Origin of the sequence: Fibrobacter sp., assembly GCF_045112255.1 — a bacterium.
GTDB lineage: Bacteria > Fibrobacterota > Fibrobacteria > Fibrobacterales > Fibrobacteraceae > Fibrobacter.
In genome coordinates this window covers 1-20,024 of the sequence record NZ_JBGUHR010000093.1, presented here as the reverse complement: position 1 = coordinate 20,024, position 20,024 = coordinate 1, and the positions used below count along the sequence as shown (strand labels likewise).

Annotated in this window: 16 protein-coding genes, 1 tRNA gene and 1 pseudogene; 8 read left to right on the top strand and 10 right to left on the bottom strand. The window is 46.8% G+C overall.

Annotated features, from left to right (window positions below; all coding sequences use genetic code 11):
* The 3 genes from ACJMM9_RS12635 to ACJMM9_RS12625 form a co-directional block, all read right to left on the bottom strand.
* A partial coding sequence (locus ACJMM9_RS12635) for a class II fructose-bisphosphate aldolase (protein ID WP_405327547.1) occupies window positions 1-345 on the bottom strand: 345 nt, incomplete at its 3' end.
* Window positions 346-536: 191 nt separating this feature from the next.
* The gene (locus tag ACJMM9_RS12630) at window positions 537-1,421 is read right to left on the bottom strand and encodes an OmpA family protein (protein WP_405327544.1); all 885 of its coding nucleotides are present in this window, start codon (window positions 1,419-1,421) and stop codon (window positions 537-539) included.
* Between the two features lie 12 nt (window positions 1,422-1,433).
* Window positions 1,434-1,817, bottom strand: coding sequence for a hypothetical protein (locus ACJMM9_RS12625; RefSeq protein WP_173354939.1), 384 nt, complete (start codon window positions 1,815-1,817; stop codon window positions 1,434-1,436).
* Window positions 1,818-1,960: 143 nt separating this feature from the next.
* Between ACJMM9_RS12625 and ACJMM9_RS12620 the strand changes: the two genes are divergently transcribed.
* A complete protein-coding gene (locus ACJMM9_RS12620; RefSeq protein ID WP_405327541.1) occupies window positions 1,961-3,079 on the top strand; it encodes an RICIN domain-containing protein in 1,119 nt (372 codons plus the stop codon).
* A 171-nt stretch (window positions 3,080-3,250) separates the two neighbouring features.
* Here the strand turns inward: ACJMM9_RS12620 and ACJMM9_RS12615 are convergent, their stop codons facing one another.
* The 5 genes from ACJMM9_RS12615 to ACJMM9_RS12595 form a co-directional block, all read right to left on the bottom strand.
* The gene (locus tag ACJMM9_RS12615) at window positions 3,251-3,565 is read right to left on the bottom strand and encodes a hypothetical protein (RefSeq protein ID WP_173466627.1); all 315 of its coding nucleotides are present in this window, start codon (window positions 3,563-3,565) and stop codon (window positions 3,251-3,253) included.
* 22 nt (window positions 3,566-3,587) lie between these two features.
* Window positions 3,588-3,672 (bottom strand) — tRNA-Ser (locus tag ACJMM9_RS12610).
* Window positions 3,673-3,858: 186 nt separating this feature from the next.
* Window positions 3,859-5,553 (bottom strand): M3 family oligoendopeptidase, encoded by a 1,695-nt coding sequence (locus ACJMM9_RS12605; RefSeq protein WP_405327538.1) that lies wholly within the window; start codon window positions 5,551-5,553, stop codon window positions 3,859-3,861.
* A gap of 7 nt (window positions 5,554-5,560) precedes the next feature.
* Window positions 5,561-6,238 (bottom strand): hypothetical protein, encoded by a 678-nt coding sequence (locus ACJMM9_RS12600; protein WP_405327536.1) that lies wholly within the window; start codon window positions 6,236-6,238, stop codon window positions 5,561-5,563.
* A gap of 49 nt (window positions 6,239-6,287) precedes the next feature.
* Window positions 6,288-8,810, bottom strand: a complete 2,523-nt coding sequence (locus ACJMM9_RS12595; RefSeq protein ID WP_405327533.1) for an ATP-binding protein — start codon at window positions 8,808-8,810, stop codon at window positions 6,288-6,290.
* 288 nt (window positions 8,811-9,098) lie between these two features.
* Here ACJMM9_RS12595 and ACJMM9_RS12590 point away from each other — a divergent pair, with 288 nt between their 5' ends.
* The 5 genes from ACJMM9_RS12590 to ACJMM9_RS12570 all read left to right on the top strand — a co-directional run bounded on the left by ACJMM9_RS12590 (window position 9,099) and on the right by ACJMM9_RS12570 (window position 15,422).
* Window positions 9,099-9,695: a PadR family transcriptional regulator gene (locus ACJMM9_RS12590; protein ID WP_405327530.1), complete on the top strand. Its 597-nt coding sequence runs from the start codon at window positions 9,099-9,101 to the stop codon at window positions 9,693-9,695.
* Between the two features lie 213 nt (window positions 9,696-9,908).
* Window positions 9,909-12,434 carry a GH36-type glycosyl hydrolase domain-containing protein gene (locus tag ACJMM9_RS12585; RefSeq protein ID WP_405327528.1) on the top strand — a complete coding sequence of 842 codons (2,526 nt, stop codon included), beginning with the start codon at window positions 9,909-9,911 and terminating at the stop codon, window positions 12,432-12,434.
* Between the two features lie 168 nt (window positions 12,435-12,602).
* On the top strand, window positions 12,603-13,589 hold the full coding sequence (locus ACJMM9_RS12580; RefSeq protein WP_405327525.1) for an AgmX/PglI C-terminal domain-containing protein: 987 nt from the start codon (window positions 12,603-12,605) through the stop codon (window positions 13,587-13,589).
* Window positions 13,590-13,652: 63 nt separating this feature from the next.
* Complete coding sequence (locus ACJMM9_RS12575; RefSeq protein ID WP_405327522.1) at window positions 13,653-14,315, top strand: hypothetical protein; 663 nt, start codon at window positions 13,653-13,655, stop codon at window positions 14,313-14,315.
* Window positions 14,316-14,339: 24 nt separating this feature from the next.
* The gene (locus tag ACJMM9_RS12570; RefSeq protein WP_405327519.1) at window positions 14,340-15,422 is read left to right on the top strand and encodes an AgmX/PglI C-terminal domain-containing protein; all 1,083 of its coding nucleotides are present in this window, start codon (window positions 14,340-14,342) and stop codon (window positions 15,420-15,422) included.
* On the opposite strand, the gene ACJMM9_RS12565 is transcribed toward ACJMM9_RS12570, so the two are convergent.
* Both ACJMM9_RS12565 and ACJMM9_RS12560 read right to left on the bottom strand, forming a co-directional pair.
* On the bottom strand, window positions 15,401-16,693 hold the full coding sequence (locus ACJMM9_RS12565) for a PAS domain-containing protein (RefSeq protein ID WP_405327516.1): 1,293 nt from the start codon (window positions 16,691-16,693) through the stop codon (window positions 15,401-15,403). The two genes, ACJMM9_RS12570 and ACJMM9_RS12565, sit on opposite strands and share 22 nt — an antisense overlap.
* A gap of 186 nt (window positions 16,694-16,879) precedes the next feature.
* Entirely contained in the window at window positions 16,880-18,574 is a 1,695-nt protein-coding gene (locus ACJMM9_RS12560) for a proline--tRNA ligase (RefSeq protein WP_405327514.1), read from the bottom strand.
* A 58-nt stretch (window positions 18,575-18,632) separates the two neighbouring features.
* Between ACJMM9_RS12560 and ACJMM9_RS12555 the strand changes: the two genes are divergently transcribed.
* Window positions 18,633-19,751, top strand: a complete 1,119-nt coding sequence (locus tag ACJMM9_RS12555; RefSeq protein WP_405327511.1) for a DUF2914 domain-containing protein — start codon at window positions 18,633-18,635, stop codon at window positions 19,749-19,751.
* 74 nt (window positions 19,752-19,825) lie between these two features.
* A pseudogene (locus ACJMM9_RS12550) lies at window positions 19,826-20,024 on the top strand (redoxin); the annotation flags it as partial.

The following is a 20,024-nucleotide window of genomic DNA, read 5'->3' as shown; positions in this document are numbered from 1 at the left end:
CATCACGGAAGAGAAACCGTTGTCGATGCAGTCCTTGCAGAGTTCGAAAGAGTCACCGTGGTCGAGGTGGAGCACGATCTGCGGATTTGCGCAGCCGAGTTCCTTGGCGTATTCAACAGCACCCTGAGCCATGTAGCGGAGGATGGTGCCGTTAGCGTAGTTACGAGCACCCTTAGAGACCTGCATGATCACCGGAGACTTGGTTTCAACGGCGGCCTGCACGATGGCCTGCATCTGTTCCATGGTGTTGAAGTTGAAAGCCGGGATAGCATAGCCACCCTTAACTGCCTTAGCAAACATTTCCTTGGTGTTAACCAAGCCGAGTTCCTTGTAAGAAACTGCCATTTGTTTTACCTCTTGTTTTTGATTGGCGACTTGCGCCGCCGGTTTAAAAGTTACGTGGGTTAATTTAGAAAAAATAGACTTGATTAAAAGGCTTTTCTATCAAAAAGTTGATGATTTTCCTGTATAAAAAAGCGACCCCGGCTCTAGGGCCGGGGTGACTGCAAAAATAATTCCGAAATCTTAATTCCGAATTACTTCACTTTCTGCGTACGGTCCGTGATGACGAGGTCCACGCGGCGGTTCTTCTGGCGACCTTCCTTGGTGGAGTTGTCGGCAATCGGCATGGTCATGCCAAGGCCCTTGGCGGTGAGGCGGGTTTCGGCGATGCCCTGTTCCACGAGGAAGTTCATCACGTTCTCGGCGCGCTGCTGAGAAAGCGTCATGTTGAATTCTTCGGAACCGGTGTTGTCGGTGTTACCTTCGATGGACACGTCAAACTGCTGGTAAACAGAAAGGATACCGGCAATCTTTGCAAGGCTTGTCATAAGGTCGGTCTTCAAGGTCGCACGGCCCACGTCGAACAAGATGTCGGACATCGAGAGGATGATACCGCGGGCGTCCTTCGTCACCTGGATCATCTGGGACTGGAGGGCGTTTAGCTTGTCCATAGCTTCGTTCTTGCTGGCTTCGAGCTTGTCCTTCTGGGCCTTGATGGCCTGCTTTTCGGCTTCGAGGTCGGAGACCTTGCCGCTACGGGCTTCGCCAATCTGTTCCTGGATAGCTTCGATGGTGCGGTTTGTGGCGGCGCGCTTTTCCCAGTTCTCGGCAATGTGGTTCTGGATAGCCTGAGTTTCGCCCTGGAGCTTTGCAATTTCTGCATATTTCTGGCAGTTTTCCAGGAATGTCGGAATCAGCTTGGAATCCTTGTCGTCTGCATAGATCGTTTCGAGTGCGTTGAGCGTTCCATAACCTTCGGCAAGCGTAAGCTTTGCGGCGTAAGCGTTGGACGGCAAGTTGGTCTTGGCATTGTCGAGGGCGAGTCTGCACTGGTCAACAGGGGTGACAGAAGGTGCGTCTGCGGCAAAGCTCATGGAGGCGGCGAGGGCGCCGAGAGTCAAAATCTTAATCGTCTTCATCTTTGCGGCTCCTTACTTCTTGGTTTCCTTATCGAGAATGCTCTGGTAAAGTGCCTTGCGTTCTTCGTCGGCACGGAGAGATTCTTCGAGTTTCTTGTCTTCGTTTTTAGCCTTTTCGTATTCGGATTTGGCTATGGCGAGTCGCATTTCGAGTTCGCTCTGTTCTGCAAGCGCCTGGGCTTCTTCGATTTTACCGTCTTCCTTCAGGGCCTTCGCAGCAACAAGCTTGGAGAAAGAGTTCGATGTCATGCTGGCATCGAGCTTGTTGTCGTTGACGAGCGTACGCGTTGCATCGGCTTGTCCAAGGGAACGGTTGATTCCGCTCTGGCTTCCCGAGCAACCGGTAAGGGCCGCGAGTGCGAGCGTTAAAGAACATGCGAATATTTTAGCCTTCATTGGGGCTTCTCCTGTTTTTGATATTCCACGCCAAAATTACATAATCGATTATGAAATAGGATAATAAATCACTCAAAAACTTTTTTTACTTGCTCTTATATATGGAATTGTATAGATTAGTTTAGTGTATAGGAAGAGGTTCCATGAATATTTTTGTAAGAAACTCGCTTTTTTTCGGAATTTTCTCCTTCCTTGTGTCTGGCGCTTTTGCCGGCAATATTGAATATCATTTGAATAAATCCGCAAATCCGACCGATGATGAACGCGAAGCCTACGCGCTTATCGAGGCGGCAATGGATTCGGCGGTTTTCCTGTACAATAAATATTCGGACCTCTCCAAGCATATCGAAGTTTACTACAGCACGGGTGTTCCGACTGCAGAAGCGAGTAGTAATGGCGATCTCCGTTTTGGCAAGGACCGCAATTATATGTTTGTCGGCACCGCCATGCATGAGATGGCGCATACGCTTGGCATGGGCACAACTTCAGATTACAAGGCGATGATGGATGGTGGCGTATTCAAGGGTGAAAAAGCACAAGCGCTCATCAAGGAAATTGACGGGAAAGATGCCGTCCTTAAAGGGGATAGCCAGCATTTCTGGCCCTACGGTCTCAATTACCGTAGCGAAGTTCATTCCGAACAGGACCTTATCAATCACGTGAAAATCGTGAACGCCATGTACCAGGACATTTTCAAGGAAGCTTTCTACAAGCAGGGGAGGGTCAAGTCTCTATCCGAGAAAAAATGCATGGGGATAACGTCGTCGAATGCGCTTGAACTCATGGATTGCGGCGATACGGCTACATTCGTCAAGATTTATTCGATGGGTGATAAACCTGTCACTTACCGTATCCAGCTTGGAAACCGCGTGGTCGATATTCCGAACGAATCGACTGCGGCAGGCGTAACAGCTTCGACATACGGTTATAATGGCGGTGCGCACCAAAAATACCAGTTTGAAGATGCCGGGGTGAACACGCCGAACGCATTCCTTCTCAAGAATTACAAGAGCGGGCTTTATCTACAGGCGGTCGGTAAAAATGTCGTGCAGAATCCAATGCCTTCGCGATCTGATGATTTCATCTGGAAAATCGAAGAACAGCGAACCGATACTACGGAAAAGCCCGTATCGATTTCCAAGCGTAGAACACCAAACAAGAACTTGGAAGAATCTATGCCAGAACGCCTCTTTGACGCTCTTGGACGCGCCGCAGGCAAGATCCGCCGCGGAGTCACATCGAGAATCCTGAAAAGCAATTAAACACTTTCGTCATTCTGAGGGGCGAAAGCCCCGAAGAATCCAGTCAAGATTGTAAGTCTAGAAATTATGGATTCCCTCCCTTCGGTCGAGAATGACTGCCTCCAGGATGACGAATAGGATGCAAAAAAGACCGCTCGGAAGCGGTCTTTTTTAAGCACTCATTTTTCGAGATTAGAATGCATCGGCAGCTGCATCGCTTGCTTCAGCAACAGCTTCTGCTGTCGGAGCAACTTCTGCAACAGATGCCTTTACTGCATCAGCAGTTACGTCATTAGCACCCTTTTCAACCATCGTAAGCTTATGTTCCTTGAAACGGTTCATAGCGATCGTTGTCGGCTTCTGCGTGAGCTGGATATAACCTTGCTTGGACTGATTGTTAATGAAGCGGGCTTCGTGAGCCATCATGACAACAGCACGGAAAACCGAACCTTGACATTCTTCACTAGCGTAGATATCATCAAGATAAACTCTTTGAGACTCAGCCATAAGGTACCTCGAAAAATTTTAGAAGAGGGAGAGGGATTCGAACCCTCGTTACCGTAAGGTAAACACGCTTTCCAAGCGTGCGCCTTCAACCACTCGGCCATCCCTCCGTTAGGATGACCTCCATTGAGGAGGTGCGCCAATAATAACTTTTATTTTTTCGTTTGTCAAGTCCTATGGCGTATTTTTTTCATTTTTTTTGAAATTTATCAAAAAAAATGTAATTAAGAGCTAAAAAAGGAGATGCCCGCACTATGGCGGGCATGACAGTAGGCGATGAAGCTGTATTTACAGCCCTACAACTTACTTAGCTCATCCCAGACTACTTGCATCAAGGGTTCCAGCGTTTTGGGCGTGAAATCGAACTTGATGTTTGCGGTCGCGAAGAGCTCTGGAATCGGACGGCTGCTGCCCAGGCTTTCTGCCTTGAACAAGTCGTCGATAGCCTTTTGCGGATCCTTCTTGAAGTTTGCCCAGACCTGCAAAGCGCCAATCTGTGCGATGCCGTATTCAATATAGTAGAACGGACATTCGAACAAATGAAGTTGCTTTTGCCACAGGTTGCGGCGAACGGCTTCAAGTCCAGAATAATCCACGCCGGCATCGTAGCGGTCCATGATTTCGCTCCAGATATCGCTGCGGTCTTCGGCGGTGTGTTCCGGGAAATTGTACAGGCGGTGCTGGAAGCTGTCGATGCTTGCCACCCACGGGAAGAGCCAGATCACGTCGGCAAGTTCGCCTTCGGTGCTGCGAACAATGGCTTCGTGGTCGTCGCCGTAGAACGGTTTCAGGTTCGACATGCCGATGAGTTCCATGCTCATGCTTGCGACTTCGGCAAATTCAGCCGGGACATCGCGGTAGGCATAAATCGGCTGGTTCGCGAGTGCAAACTGATGGAACGAGTGTCCAGATTCATGCAACAGCGTGTAAATGTCGCGGTCCGTATTCGCGGAGTTCATGAAAATGAAGGGGAGGCGGCTTTCGTCAAAACCGATCTGGTATCCGCCCGGGGCCTTGCCCAGTCTGGAATCTGGATCGATAAGCTTTTTCGCCTGCATTTCACGGGCCCACTTGCCGGCTTGCGGGTGTATGCTTTCGAAAATGGAATCGACTTTTTCGATCAGCTCGTCACCGCTCTGGTATGGCTTGAGAGGCGGCCTGCTTAGCGGGTCTACATCCAAGTCCCACGGGCGCAAGCGTTCAAGCCCCATCTTCTTGGCGCGGCACTTGTACATTTCCTTCTGCAACGGCAGTACAAATTTCTCGATGCTTTCGTGGAAAGCTTCGCAGTCGGCTGGTGTGTAGTCAAAGCGATGCTTTGCAAGGAATATGTAATCGATGAAATCTTTGCAGTGGGAATTCTTTGCAATCTGTTTGCGAATGCTGAAAAGCTTGTCGTAGGATTGGTCTAACGCATCTTTGTCCTGGAGGCGGCGTTCCCACATAGCTCGCCACGCGCGTTCACGTAAAGAACGGTCTGTCCTTTCCATGTAAGCGCCCAATTGCTGCATGGTCTTGACTTCGCCATCGAATTCGACGCTCATGCCGCCAGTTATTTTCTGGTATGCCTGAATCGCCTTGTTTTCTTCGGTTTCTAGAGGAATATTGTCCGGAGAGAACAGGTCTAACGAAACTTGAACGCCTTTAAGCCATTCGCCAAATTCTCCCTTAAGGGCATCCTTGGACGGATGGGCCATCAACTTGCGATTCAGCTTATCGTCGTACTCGATCATCAATGGCTGAATGTTTTCAACAAAGTCAGCATAGGCTTTCGCCGCTTTTTCGTCACGTGTATCGCAAGTCATAGCGACGTAGCGGCGAGAACTAACTTCACCAAGAACCGATTCCAGTTCGCTCCAGTCTAAAATCCATTGACGGAGCTTGTCTACATTTACTGGAATATCACGCTGTAAAAGAGCGCGATACAATTTTGAAGTTTCTTTTACATCATCCGGATTAAACTTTTCCGGAACAAAGTTGCGTTTTGACATAGATTTCCTATTTAATAACAGAGCCCAGCCACTTGTTCACGAGAAGATCGAACAATCTGTCGCGGACGAGGTTCTGGATTTTTTCGACATCTTCAGGCTTTACGTCTCTCCTGATTTCGAAGTCCTGAGTAACGGGTTGCCCACCTTCGGTGAGGGATACGTCGATAAAGCCGGCGATGCCATAGTATTGGACTTCTTTAAATTTAAAGATTTTTGCATCCAACGGGAAGGCCGCGTTGAAGTGAAGGTCGTTGTTGCCCGGGGCAAGCTTGATGGTGTCCTTCAGCGTGAGCGGGAGTGTCACGAGCGTATCGAACTTAATTTCGATTTGAAGCTTGTTGATCCACAAGGTGTCCTTGCCGGTGTTGTTGGCGTTCAGGTAAACATCGAAGTTCGCGTTACCGAGATTCTTGTTGATGATGTTCTGAGACAAGTCCTTGACCAGCATGACTGCTTTCGGATTCGGCAAAAAGCCGTTCATCCCGTTGTTCACGAGATCAAGAATGTCTTCGTAGACATCGACGGAATCAAAGGTGAGGTCCTTGTATTCCATCTTTGTCTGGATGAGAATTTTTGCGGCCTGGACCTTCTTTAACATGGAACATCCAGTGAAAGTCGTTGCTGCAAGCGCAAAAACACCTGCAATAACGAGGGATAATGAGAGTCGTGAGAATTTGGTTTTCATATTTATCTCCTTGTTTGTTATTTATTATAATAAAATATTTGCAAATTGGTCAATTTTGTTTGAACTCGGTAAGCGTTTGGATAAGCTTTTGTACTTCAATAGGTTTAGCCAAGTGCCCGTTCATGCCCGCGTCAAGTGCATTTTTCTTGTCTTCTTCAAATGCGTTTGCCGTCATGGCTATAATTGGAATCTGTGATTTTTTCGGATCCTTTAGCAAACGGATCTGTTTTGTGGCTTCGTAGCCGTTCATGCGCGGCATTTGTACATCCATCAGGACTAGTTCGTACTCGCCAGGGGCTGACTTCCGGATTTTTTCGACAGCGATGTCTCCATCCTCGGCACAGTCAACGATAATCCCTCGTTCCATCAGAAGTTCTTCTGCGATTTCCCGGTTCATTTCGTTATCTTCTACAAGCAAAACCTTCATGCCCTTAAGCGGGATCGTTTCCACATTTTTCTGGTCGATGACAACAGGCTTGTCTTCATTACACCATTTCATGGGGATGGTGACGGAAATTTTTGTTCCATGGCCTTTTTCGGATTCGATGGATACCGATCCTCCCATGATATCGGTAAGCTTTTTCACAATCGTCATGCCAAGGCCTGTTCCTTGAATATGGCTTACCGTCGTAGAATTTTCACGTGCAAATTCATCAAAGATATGGTTTAAAAAATCAGGACTTATGCCGATGCCTGAATCTTCTACGGTCAAGGTATAGTTGCCGTATCCTTCTCGTTCACACGGATGCTCGTTGAGTGTGCATGTGATAGAGCCGTCTTCTTTCGTGTACTTGATTGCATTTCCAATGATGTTTGCGGCAATCTGGTTGATGCGGTCGCTGTCTATGAATACATAGCGGTGTTCTATATTTGCGACGGTTGCGACAAACGTAATCCCTTTTGTTTCTGCGTGTGAACCGTAAGTTGTAGACAAAGCCATTATAACGCTTTCAAGGTCGCATTTCTGGTCGTTGAGGAGAATCTTTCCCGATTCAATACGCGACATTTCGAGAACCTGGTTTACAAGCGATAGCAACTGATGGCTGGCGACATCGATTTTTTCAAGATACCTCTTGATCATTTCTGGATTGTCGATATGTTTTTTAGCCATTGCGGTAAAGCCTGTTACAGCGTTCATCGGCGTACGGATGTCGTGTGACATATTGAACAGGAACGTCGTTTTAGCCTTGCTTGCATCGCGGGCTGCGGAAAGGGCTTGAGTGAGTTTCTTGTTGGCTTCGATTTCCTTTGATTTCTCTGTAGTGATGTTTCTGAATAAAATAATTCCTTTGTAGACGAGGTCCGCTTTTACCTCGACCGGAATATAGACCATCGTGATATATTCTTTCGTTCCGTTGGGCTGGGGGCTACAGAATACAACGCTTGGTATACGGGTAAGAACCTTGCGTTCTTTGATCACGTTTTCAAAAAATGCTCTAAATTCTTCTCCATTTTGTAAATCGTCATTGCATCTGATAAAACCTTGTTCGAGATTTTCAAGTTTACCGGTCTTTGGAAATGGCATCGGCATAACGGACAGATCATCAAATGTTCCGTTTTCGGCATCGACAAAGATCATGGCTTTGGCAATTGCATTTTCTGCTTTTGCAATATAGCTGGCCATGCGGTTTTCCCGTGAATCAGAGCGTCGGATAAAGAACTGGATGACCAAAAGATAAATGATATAACCGACAAAAATGAAGATGAGCAGGAATTGCAATGTGCGGCCTGCTTTTATGCCCATGGAATAAAGGCTTTTGGCCGCTTCGGTAGGAAAGTTTGAATAAACGCTTAACGGGACGGTCTGGAGTGGAGCGATGTACCCGTGAATTTCATCTGTATTTCCATCGTACTTGTAGCTAGATGGGGTGAGAGTCTTGTATGCGTTGATTATGTTGTTTCTATTTTCTTCGTCGAACTTTGATGTATTTAGAAAACTTTTGAAGTTGTCTATCGGGATTCCCTGGGTTACGTTTTGTGGAAGGACCATCGACTCTAGAGGCAGGAAACTTTTGCCCTCGGTATTTACAATTCCCGCAGACGCATGTGCTCCGTAGACTTTGTAATCCAGGAGTCGCCTGATCGTGTTTTCGTCAAACGACGAGGCGAGGACGCCTGCAATTTTATCGTTGACCAGGACTGGCGCATAAAAGACGATGTTTGCGATATCTTTTTGCGAGGGCATCACGATATAGATGCCGCTGTTGCCCATCATGCCGTCTGTAAAGTACTTTTTATTGCCGACATAGACTTGTTTTCCCGAAGTCAGCTGTGCCATACCGCTTGAATCGGTAAACCGTAGGTGGTCGAACTGCACTATTTTTTCTAGTTCAGCGAGATGCACCGAACTCATCTGTCCGTTCTCAAGATCTTTAGAGCTGAGCCTGGCAAGTGATTCTATTGACTTGAGCGAGTTTGTGAAAATGTCATCTAACTTATACGCCATCGCAAGGGTGATATCCTTGATATAGTCCCTGTTGCGTACGGTGACTGCGTTTTTGTCTTCTTTCTGGAAGGTGGCGAAAGCTTCGATGACCAAATAAATAACGAGGATTAAGGGTGCAAACCTCATGACCGAATATTTAATTCGGTTTCTCCTCTTCTTTATTTTTTGATAGCTCTGCACTTTGCTCCCCAATTTTAAGGAAAAATCCTTAAATCAAACATTTATGATTCATTAGAAATATAGACTAAATATGATAATAACTACGAAAAAAGCCCTTAGAATGAGTTTTTTTACTGTGTAATGCAATTTTTTTTTGATTTTTTCGCAATAAACAATCTTTTTTTCGAAAAAAATGTAGTTTTCTATTAAGTCAATTATTCCAACTTGGAATAGTAGCAAAATCAAGGAATTTAAATGAACCGTTACGATCTAGTATTGCTCGGCCTCATTCTGGAACATGAGCGCAGTGGTTACGACATCATCACGGAAATTCGTGATAGGGAACTCGACCGCTGGGCTAAGATTAGCACATCTACAGTCTATAACAGGCTGATTACGCTCGAAAAGAACGAATGCATCGTTGGTCATTCCGAACGCGACGGAAACCGCCCTGAACGCATGGTGTTCAACATTACCGATAAGGGCAAGGAAGTTCTTCGCAAGGAAGTCCTCAAGCATTTGACGGGCTTTAACGACGATCCGCGTACGCTTGGTTTTGCATTCCTCTACGGTGCCGACAACAAGGAAGTTATCCGTACGCTTGAAGTGCATGAACGTAGACTGGTTCAGGAAATTGAAAATCTTGAAAAGATGATTGCCGAAGAACCGCGCCCGACGCTTTACCCCGAAGGCCCGTTCCTCAACTGCATGAGCCGTGACCACATATTGGTGGAACTCAAGTACGTGCGTGCCGCTATCGGCATTTTGCGCGACCCGGTCCGCAGCAAGAAACTCGGCGGATACTTCTACATCAACTTTGGTAACAGAGATTTCGAAAAGTTTGAAGAGTAGAGTTTAGACGAAAGAGGAATAATGGCGCTTCGCGCTAGTAAAAACATTGGTCAAATGAATAACTTTCTCTCGTCTCTCGTCTCTCGACTCTCGTCTAATTTCTAAATTTACCCCGCAAAAGTTTAAAGGATAATTCCGAATTCCGAGTTACAAATTCCTAATTCCGAATTCCTAATTCCGAATTTAACTAACCCCCTCTCTAACGGAGATACAATGGCTACAAAAACAGTGAAGAAGAGCGCTGCAAAGAAGGCCCCGGCAAAGACCGCTAAGGCCGCTGCCCCGAAGTATGGCTACTTTGATGACGCTGCAAAAGAATACGTGCTCACCACCCCGGCTACCCCGATCAAGTGGTGCAACTACGTCGGTACTCTCAACTTCGGCGGTATCGTCGATACGACCGGCGGCACTCTCGTTTGCAAAGGCGACCCGGCTCTCAACCGTATCACCAAGTACATTGCACAGATGCCGTGCTCTGACTTCAAGGCCAGCACTATCTACATCCGTATCAAGGATGGCAAGAGCTACAAGATTTTCTCCCCGTTCTACGTCCCGACTTTGACCAAGATGGACAAGTGGGAATGCCACGTGGGTCTTTCCTACATGCGTTGGATTGCCGAAGCTTTCGGTCTCCGCGTACAGGTCACGATTTTCGTTCCGACTGGCTCCAACACTCTCCTCCAGGACATCCAGGTGACCAACATCGCCGGTGGCTCCAAGGAAGTGGACATCATCCCGGTTTATGAATTCAGCCACTTCGAAGCCGAAAAGCAGCTCACGAACGCCGACTGGGTTCCGCAGACCATGACCCTCAAGGGCCACTGGGAAAAGGACGGCCACGTCGTTTTGGAACAGTACGCTTACATGAAGCGTGACTACGCCGTAAACTATGTTACTGCTGACTGCAAGGTCGGTTCCTTCGATGGCGACCGCCGCGTATTCCTCGGCCAGAACGAAATGGGTTCCTGGGCAAATCCGCTCAGCCTCCAGAACAAGGAACTCGCTAACAGCGAATGCGACCGTGGCGACAACATTGCCGCTCTCATGATCCACGCTGGCAAGATCGCTGCCAAGAAGACGTTCCGTACCTGCACCCAGCTCGGTCAGGAACAGAGCCTCAAGGTTGCAGCCAAGGCTATCAAGAAGTACCGCGACTTGAAGAACGTGGACAAGGCTTTCGAAGAACTCGCAAAGTTCTGGGAAAACTACCTCTCCACGATCCAGGTCAAGACACCGGATGCTTCTTTCAACACGATGGTGAACGTGCACAACCCGCGTCAGTGCCACACCACCAAGAACTGGAGCCGCTACCTGTCCCTCTATCAGTTGGGCTACGGCACCAGCCGCGGTATCGGTTACCGTGACTCTACTCAGGACCTCATGGGCGTCATGAGCCACATGCCTGAAGAAGCTCTCGTTCTCACCAAGAACCTCATCTCCGTGCAGCGTCCGGAAGGTAACGCCATGCACCAGTACGCTCCGCTCGCCCTTGCTGAAGACACGGGTAACGAAGCTAACGCCGGTGACTCTCGCGAAAAGGCTGGCGTTCTCGACGCTAACGGCAATCCGGCATACGCTGACTGGTACGGCGATGACCACCTCTGGATCGTCCTCACTGTCGCTACCTACCTCAAGGAAACCGGCAAGATGGATCTCCTCAACGAAGAAATTCCGTTCTACGTTGCAGGCAAGAAGCATGCTGAACGTCCGACCGGCACAGTCCTCGAACACTTGAAGCGCGCTCTCAAGTTCACTCGCGAACACCTCGGTCAGCACAACCTCCCGCTCCTCGGTTTTGCCGACTGGAACGACTGCATGAACCTCCCACTCGGTGCAGAATCTACGTTCAACACTGCTTTGTACGCAAAGGCTTTGCTCGAAATGATGGGCATTGAAGAAGCTCTCGGCGACAAGGAAGCCGTTGAAATGTACAAGGGCTGGTACGAAGATGTCAAGAAGGCTTTCAACGACAGCGCTTGGGACGGCAAGTGGTGGACTCGTTGGTTCGACAAGGACGGCAACGGCTACGGCGTTTCCTCTGCTAAGTACGGCAAGATTTACTGCAACGGCCAGTCCTGGCCGGTCATCGCTGGCATCGCTTTCGGCGACCGCGCAGTGCAGGGCATGGACAGCTTGAACAAGCTCCTCAACACCAAGTACGGCGTGAAGAGCTCTACTCCGGGTTACCGTGGCTTTGAACCGGCTGTCGGTGGCATCTCCACCTATCCTCCTGGAGCAAAGGAAAACGGCGGTATCTTCCTCCACACGAACCCGTGGGTGATGATTGCCGAAACGATCCTCGGCCGTGGCGACAACGCATTCCAGTACTACAACCAGATCAACCCGGCTTCCAAGAACGGCATCCTCGATGTGTTCGAATCTGAACCGTACTGCTATCCGCAGAACATCCTCGGTGACGAACACAAGCAGTTCGGTATGGGCCGTAACGCATGGCTCTCCGGTACTTCTACTTGGACTTACCAGGCTGCAACGCAGTTCATCCTCGGTATCCGCGCAAGCTTCAACGGTCTCGTTGTCGATCCTTGCATCCCGAGCGCATGGGCTGGCTTCGAAGCTACCCGTAAGTTCCGCGGTGCTACTTACCAGATCACGGTGAAGAACCCGGATCACGTCTGCAAGGGTGTTGCAAAGATGGTTGTTGACGGTCAGGAAATTGATTCCAACGTCGCTCCGATCTTTACGAAGGGTGTTCACAAGGTCGAAGTCACACTCGGCTAATTTGAATTATAACCGTCGTGATACGGCGTTACTCGCCCCCTCACGTACGCTTTGTACGCTACGGGGGTTCGCGCCTTGTCTCACTAGGTTCTAATCCAAATTGAATTTAAAACACCAGTCTCTCACGAGGCTGGTGTTTTTTTGTTCGTGTTTTTGTATATATAAACTATGGCAATGTCTTTTAGAAACTATTTGGGTAAGTTTGCGCTTATGGCTGCGACGGTGTTGTGGGCAAGTTGCAGCGATGCTGATAAAAATGCGGATGAATCATCGGAACAGGAAAAAACAGAAATTGATGCGAATATAGTTTCAATCAAGGTTTCTAAAGATTATTCTGTCGGTACTCTAGTTTATAACGATGATGATGAGAAAATCACTCAAATCCTTCGCAAAGAAACCAAATTTTTTTATGAAATTTTTGATTTGTTTTACAAGAAAGATACTTGTTATGAGTTGTATGGAGTTTCTTTATTTTTAAATCTTTCCATAGGGACTAATGGTGTTGTTGAAAAAATCAAACTCGCACGTTCTCTCTATGCCGATCAGAATTTTATAAAGAGAATTACTGAATATGTGAAGCAAATCCGTTTTCAGGGTGTAGGAAAAAACGACGTTTCATTATCGATTAGCTTTTGCAAATCCATGAAGGATGAGGAAGTTTTAAAAATTCTTTTGCATGGAGAAGGACCTTTTATTGTTGATGATTTTCGAGAAGTCCCTTTAAAAAAATCAATAATGAGAAAAACAAATGGCGCAGTAAGCGCACCAACGGGAGACGAATTAAAATTGGCTGGTGGTGATGAACATGATAAAGATTCAATTTTAAAGGTTTTTCGTCAACGTACGCCTGGATTACGTCACATTTATAACAAACATTTAAGGAAAAATCGAGCAAATAATCAAGACGACTTCAATCCAGATTTTAACGGAATGATTGTTTTTAAGCTGAACATAAACGCGGATGGCATAGTTCAAAAAGTTGAAATTCAATCTTCGAATACCGGCAATAGTGATTTTGATGAAGAAGTCAAGAGAGCTTTAAGCCGTTGGAAATTTCCGAAGTTGAATTCGAACGAAGTTGTAACATTTCCATTATCATTCTTTGAAAATACAACACCCTATAGGATAACGAATTATCCTGAAATTCGCATGTAGACGCACAGAACGCGGCTCACGGATGATGTCTCGATATTTCTTTATTTGTTTATATTAAAGTGTATGAAGATTAACTCGTTTAAGATTCTTTTGTGGGCTTTTGCCTTGTTGCTTTTGGCGGGATGTTCGATGCGGCCACTTTCTGCGGGCGCGTTTATGGAAGCCTACCAGAGCGTAAACGATTCGTCTAAAACTGTGCTTGGGTTATCGGTAACGGGGATGCGGGCATTCACTTCAAATTCGGAAGAGCCGAAAATGGACTCTATCGGTAATCACGTTTATGGAGTCAAGGATGAAAGCGTAATAGACATCTCTGTCCCGATCTATCATTTTATAGATCATTTTGCTATTGGGGGTGGCTTTCAGTATTTCACGCCTTTTGTCTCGTTAGGTGTTGCTTTTGATCATTTTGGCGTGATGGGGTGGGGTACGGTTGCTGCAGGTGGAATAAGTGCGATGGAACAAATTTCGCCAACGGAAAAATTGCATGTAGGCTTATTTCAATTTGCATCCCGCTCCAAGAGTCTCGTAGGTTGCAAAGAAGATAATGGCGACTGTGGTGAATTTTTTGGTGTTGCTATTGATTATTTCGAGTTCGGTGGCGGCACCTATCTTATGTATAAGACCGGTTTTAAGTGGCATTTGGGTGCCGAATTCAGATACAGCTACGACATCGACTACAAGGCAAATCGCTTTGCGTTTACCTTAAATCTTTTGGGGTTGTGATTTCGTTTTTTTTATATATAACGTATGGCGATTTTTTCTGGAAATTATTTTGGTAAGTTTATGCTCTTGGCTGCGACGGTGTTGTGGGCAAGTTGTAGCGACGTCGATAAAAATGCAAATAAATCTTCGGCAGTTGATGACAAATCAGATGCCACATCATATGAAAAACAAAAAGTTCTTGATAATTTAAAAGAACTACAGAACGAAACTCCTAATAGCAACAATCTTTCAATACCAATTTATAGGTTTATTCATACCCAATTTAGTGCAAATGGTGTTGAAATAAAAGTATCAAGAGCTGTTCTAATTGATGATAGCGTCTATAACAATGATGTAGAGAAAATTGCCGATATCCTTCGTAAAAAATCAAACGCATTGTTTGAGACATATGATTCATTTTACAAGAAGGATGTTCACGAACAATGGGATCATCTTTTTTTAACTTTAGACATTTTCATAAATAAAAATGGCTTTGTTGATAAAATTGAATTTAATAAGGTTGATAATAAAATAAGCAAAGGCTTTGAAAAGAAAATTGCGGAACATCTAATGCCGACTCGTTTTAAAGATGTTGGTAAAAACATTGTTTCGCTGTCATTTGACTTTTATCATGATAGACTTGCCGGGATTCTTGACGGCTCTCCAGCAGAGCTTATTACTAGAGCGAACAGTTCTGTAAACGCCCCAACGGTTGATGAATTAAAAATATCAAATGGGATTATATATGATAAAGCATCGATTTTAAAGGTCATTCGCCAACGGACACCTGGATTACGCCACATTTATAACAAACATTTAAACAGAAATCGCGCAATATCATGCCAAAAGAATAATCAAGATGATGTTGATCCTGATTTTAGCGGAACTATAATTTTTCAGCTGAATATTGGTTTAGATGGTTTCGTTCTAAAAATTGAGATTCAATCTTCGAACACCGGCAATAAAGATTTTGATGACGATATCAAGATAGCTTTAAGCAGGTGGTATTTCCCCAAGTTGAAATCAAGCGATATCGTCACATTCCCGATAACATTCTTTAAAAATGTTTCAGAGTATAGAATTACGACACCTTATAAAAAATCGAATTATCCCGAGATTCGCATGTAGACGCAAAGTACGCGGCTGACTGTATAGCCGGACTTGAGGAGCGACTTGAGCATCGGCACGACATTGATGGTGCAAATCAGGTCACTGTCGTCAAATTTGCCTTTCCAGCTTTTTGGCGAGCCGTTGTCAAATACGTCCTTGATCATGGAATCGTAATAGGGGAGGTACTTGACGGAGATGACGTCTTTCAATGATTGATTGACGACTTCGTCCGTTTTAGCAAAACCAGAATCTGTTGCAAAAGCGTTGTTGCACCCGAGAATGGTGAAGTTGCGGTCAACCCAGAAAATACCGATGTTCGGGAAGTTGAAAAGCGAATTTATCAGAGATTCCTCGACACCGCTCTTCATGAGGAAAGGAATTTCTGGAGAAGTTTCGACACGGCGTGCAGAACCCATCATCACAATGCGGTCTTCGTCATCAGGGGCAAGGTGGCCACGGAAGTCGTACCACACGAGGTTCTTTTCACTGTTCCAACAACGGATTTTGAGTGTGCCAAATCGTGCATTTTCATTGGCGAGGCGATTGAGCTGGCTCTGTTCATCAAGCAAGTGCCCTTTGTCGTCGTATGCCGCTTCGCCACCAGCTTTCATCATACATTCGTTCATCACGCGTTCGAGCAACTTGAAGTCGTCTTCGGGCATGAGCGATTCTATATCGACAACACCTCCAGAACGGGGAACGTCGCGGTAGTCATCGTCCATCATCGGAGTAAGCAAAAAGAGCTGGCGGCTTTCGAAATCAAATTTCCATAAAAAGTCGCCGGTATTGCGCAAAAGCGATTTCAGCTTTGTTTCGGCTTCGTCCAAACGATGCTGGTTTTCGACGGTGTTAGAAATGTTCTTGATCAAGCAGATGTAACGAGATTCATCCATCGAAAGGCGCTGGTGCTGGCATCGCATTTCGAACCAGAGCATAGTACCGTCGTCGCGCTTGTACGAGAACATGAACGGCATTTCGGGGTGCTTGTCGATATCGTCAAAGTAAAGTTTGAGACGAGCCCAATCCTTAGGCGGTAGAATGTCACGGAACAGGCGGTCTTTGCTCAAGTTGTCAAAGAGCGGGTCCGACATGAACTGCGGCAGAGAGCTGATAAATTCAAACTTGTCCGAGAGCACGACGATGAACTCACCGAGGTTGCCCGCAAAAAGCGTATAAAGCCTTTGCCTCTTCCAGTAGTCGAGCAACAGCAAGATGGTGACAATCAATAAAAGCAAGAGCACAGTGCAGACATAGCACCAGCCCACAGACCAGTCAATAGAGTTCATCATACGTTTATAAGATAATCAATTTTACAGCGATGCGAAAATAGGAGAAAGAAAAAAGCCTGCTCGTAAAGCAGGCTTGCGATTTAAAAGTCTGTGTTGAAATGGCGATGCCGTAACAGAGTGCTGCATGACATCTGTACACGCTTTCGTCTCTCGTCTGTAGCCCGCTAATGCGGGCGTTCTTTCGTCTTATTCGGCAAAGTATTCCTTGGCCTTGGCGATAACGTCTTCGACCTTGACCATGGTGAACAGCTTTTCGTTGCGGAACTTCCATTCCACTTCGCCATTTGCGAGGCCCTTCTTGCCGATGGCGATACGCACCGGAGAACCCCAGAGGTCGGCGTCCTTGAACTTCACGCCCGGACGTTCGTCGCGGTCGTCCACGAGCACGTCGATGCCTGCGGCTTCCAGTTCCTTCTCGAACTTCTCGGCGAGTTCCATGAGTTCGGCTTCCTTGCCGATCGGGACGATTTCCACCTGGAACGGAGCGATGGACTTGGGCCAGATCGGTCCGAAGTCATCGTGGCTGTTTTCCACGACGGAAGCCATCAAGCGGCCCACGCCAATGCCGTAGCAGCCCATGATTGCCGGAGCGGTCGTCTTTTCGGCGGTGAGGAACTTGGCGCCCATGGATTCAGAGAACTTGGTGCCAAGCTTGAAGATGTTGCCCATTTCAATGCCGCGCGTTTCGGTGAGAAGTTCGCCGCAGCAGGGGCACTTGCAGACTTCGGAAGCTTCTGCGATGTCGGCCACTTCGAACTTCGGGAAGTCGCGCTTCGGGTTGCAATGCTTGAAATGGAAACCTTCTTCGTTTGCGCCGGTCACGAGGTCGAAGGAATCAGCGATGGCTTCGTCGACGATGATGCGCGTGTCGTGTGCGTTGATCGGGGAAGCAAAGCCCGGAACCATGCCGCAGGCCTTGATGAGGCTGTCTTCGGCCGGATAGAGTTCCTTGGCCTTCAGGAGGTTGTGGAGCTTGATTTCGGAAACGTCGAGATTACCCGGAACCACGACCGTGATGAGCTTGCCTTCGAAGTCGAAGAACACGCACTTGGCGGTAGATTCAGCTGGGACGTTCAGGAACTTGGTGATTTCTTCGATGCTTTCGCTGTTCGGCGTAGCGACCTTTTCGAGGGCTGCATTTTCGTCGCCCTTGAACGGCACGCGCTGGAACTTGGCGATTTCGCGGTTGGCCTGGTAGCCGCACTTCTTGCAGAGAATCAAGTAATCTTCGCCGTTCGGAGTATCGAGCATGAATTCGTGAGCGACCTTACCGCCCATGATACCCGTATCGCTCTGCACCACCACCGGTTCAATGCCCACGCGACGGTAGATGCGGAGGTAGGCGTCGTATTCTTCCTGGTAGTGACGGTCGAGGTCTTCCTGGCTGGTGTGGAAGCTGTAAGCATCCTTCATCAAGAATTCGCGGACGCGGATAAGGCCGCCGCGGGCACGGGCTTCGTCGCGGTACTTGGTCTTGAACTGGTAGAGCATCACCGGCAGCTGCTTATAGCTGTTGAGCACGTAGCGCACCAGGTCGGTCATGGCTTCTTCGTGCGTCATGGCGAGCACCATGTTGTGGTTGTTGCGGTCCTTGAAGCGCAGCAGTTCTTCGCCAATGGCCTGGTAACGACCCGATTCACTCCAGAGTTCAGCGGTCTGCACCACCGGGAGGTCCACTTCGATACCGCCAATCTTGTTCATTTCTTCGCGGATGATGTTTACGATCTTCTGGATCACGCGGTAACCGATCGGCATCATGGAATAGATACCGGTAGAAACAGGCTTGATATAACCGCCGCGCATCAAAAAGATGTGGCTGGGCATGGTGGCATCGCTCGGCGTTTCGCGGAGCGTGACGTAAAAGTACTTGGAGAGTTTCATTGTTTTTGCCTTTTAAAATTTTACGGGCTAAATTTAGTTTTTTTTGTATTTTTCGGTCATGGATTTTATAAACCATTTGCGCGAAAAGGCCGCAGTGCAAAAAATCGAAAAGTTCATTCCGGCGATTGCTTTTTTGGGCGGTTTCAGCTGGGACTCGATGACCATAGGACACAAAGTTTACGGAAGGGACTTAATCCTATTGTCATTTTATTATTTGGTTGCTCTAGTCTCGATATTTTTCATTGCGACAAAAAGCGTAGTCCATGAAGAAGATAAAACCGAAGTCGAATCATCTTTTTTCAGCAGAGTCTTAAATCGCGAATGGCCTTCGTCTTGGATAGACCGATTGACCTGGATAGTGCAATTTTGTTTTGGCAACCTCTACAGCGCCCTTGTCATTTGCTATTTCAAAAGTTCGGGTTCCATCGCTGCGTTCGCTATTGTGTTACTTCTTGTATCCCTCCTTGTTGGCAATGAGTTCTTGAAAGAGAAGTATGAAAAATTTGGTGTATGTCTAGCGTTCTTTTGTTTGCTAGGGACGATGTTCTTTAATTTTCTGATTCCGCACTTGGTTCATGCGATGGGTGCTTTATGGTTCTTTTTAAGTACATTCTTGTCCATTGGAATTTGTTATTTGCTTTGGCTTAAATCCTCACGTGATAAACGCACCCTTGTTGCTCCCATTGCCATTACGCTAGTTCTTTCAATCGCATATGTGGCAAACTGGATTGCTCCTGTACCGCTCGTTTTGAAGCTGCAGATTGTCTGCAAAAATTTTAACAACGAAACATATTCCTGTGATGCGGATAAACTTAATTTCTGGCAACGTAATGGTTTTGCACAAATGACAATACATAAAGAAGAAGGCGAAGAAATTTACTTTATGTCATCTGTCTACGCACCAGCAGAACTTAAAGCCCCGATTGAATTTCGGTGGTATTATCTGATTCCTGCCACTCAGACTTTCAAACTGACCGATAAAATTTCATCAAGCCGAATGATTATCCGAGGGGGGCGAGATGCTGGATACCGAAGTTTTTCCCGAAAGAAAAATATTCCTGAGGGAACCTATCGTGTAGAAACGGCATATAAAGATGGTGCTGTAATTGGTTCAAGTACGTTTAAGGTGATCGAAGGAATGCCTAAAAATGGTTTTGTCCGCGATTCACTTCGCTAAAAAAATGTATATTAACGGATAAAATTTGGGATGTATATATCCCTAATGTTTTTGACTTTAAGGAGTCTTTAAAAATGAAACTTAAAAAGATTGCTCTTGGTGCTGCTGCCCTTGCTTTGATTGCTTGTGGCGAAACACAGAAACCGGTTACTAAGGTTGCCAATATTACGCCTAATTCTACAGATGACCAGAAGTTTGCCTATATGCTTGGTGCCCAGTTTGGTCTTCAGAATTTTTTGAATCTTCCGATGCGCATGGGTCAGGGAATCGATG

Bases quoted from the DNA above. Each gene is read 5' to 3' on its own strand.
- ACJMM9_RS12570 (WP_405327519.1), top strand. From the start codon at position 14,340: ATGGCGATTTTTTCTGGAAATTATTTTGGTAAGTTTATGCTCTTGGCT.
- ACJMM9_RS12575 (WP_405327522.1), top strand. From the start codon at position 13,653: ATGAAGATTAACTCGTTTAAGATTCTTTTGTGGGCTTTTGCCTTGTTG.
- ACJMM9_RS12590 (WP_405327530.1), top strand. From the start codon at position 9,099: ATGAACCGTTACGATCTAGTATTGCTCGGCCTCATTCTGGAACATGAG.
- ACJMM9_RS12630 (WP_405327544.1), bottom strand. From the start codon at position 1,421: ATGAAGACGATTAAGATTTTGACTCTCGGCGCCCTCGCCGCCTCCATG.
- ACJMM9_RS12565 (WP_405327516.1), bottom strand. From the start codon at position 16,693: ATGATGAACTCTATTGACTGGTCTGTGGGCTGGTGCTATGTCTGCACT.
- ACJMM9_RS12615 (WP_173466627.1), bottom strand. From the start codon at position 3,565: ATGGCTGAGTCTCAAAGAGTTTATCTTGATGATATCTACGCTAGTGAA.
- ACJMM9_RS12560 (WP_405327514.1), bottom strand. From the start codon at position 18,574: ATGAAACTCTCCAAGTACTTTTACGTCACGCTCCGCGAAACGCCGAGC.
- ACJMM9_RS12555 (WP_405327511.1), top strand. From the start codon at position 18,633: ATGGATTTTATAAACCATTTGCGCGAAAAGGCCGCAGTGCAAAAAATC.
- ACJMM9_RS12580 (WP_405327525.1), top strand. From the start codon at position 12,603: ATGGCAATGTCTTTTAGAAACTATTTGGGTAAGTTTGCGCTTATGGCT.
- ACJMM9_RS12625 (WP_173354939.1), bottom strand. From the start codon at position 1,817: ATGAAGGCTAAAATATTCGCATGTTCTTTAACGCTCGCACTCGCGGCC.
- ACJMM9_RS12605 (WP_405327538.1), bottom strand. From the start codon at position 5,553: ATGTCAAAACGCAACTTTGTTCCGGAAAAGTTTAATCCGGATGATGTA.
- ACJMM9_RS12620 (WP_405327541.1), top strand. From the start codon at position 1,961: ATGAATATTTTTGTAAGAAACTCGCTTTTTTTCGGAATTTTCTCCTTC.
- ACJMM9_RS12585 (WP_405327528.1), top strand. From the start codon at position 9,909: ATGGCTACAAAAACAGTGAAGAAGAGCGCTGCAAAGAAGGCCCCGGCA.
- ACJMM9_RS12600 (WP_405327536.1), bottom strand. From the start codon at position 6,238: ATGAAAACCAAATTCTCACGACTCTCATTATCCCTCGTTATTGCAGGT.
- ACJMM9_RS12595 (WP_405327533.1), bottom strand. From the start codon at position 8,810: ATGAGGTTTGCACCCTTAATCCTCGTTATTTATTTGGTCATCGAAGCT.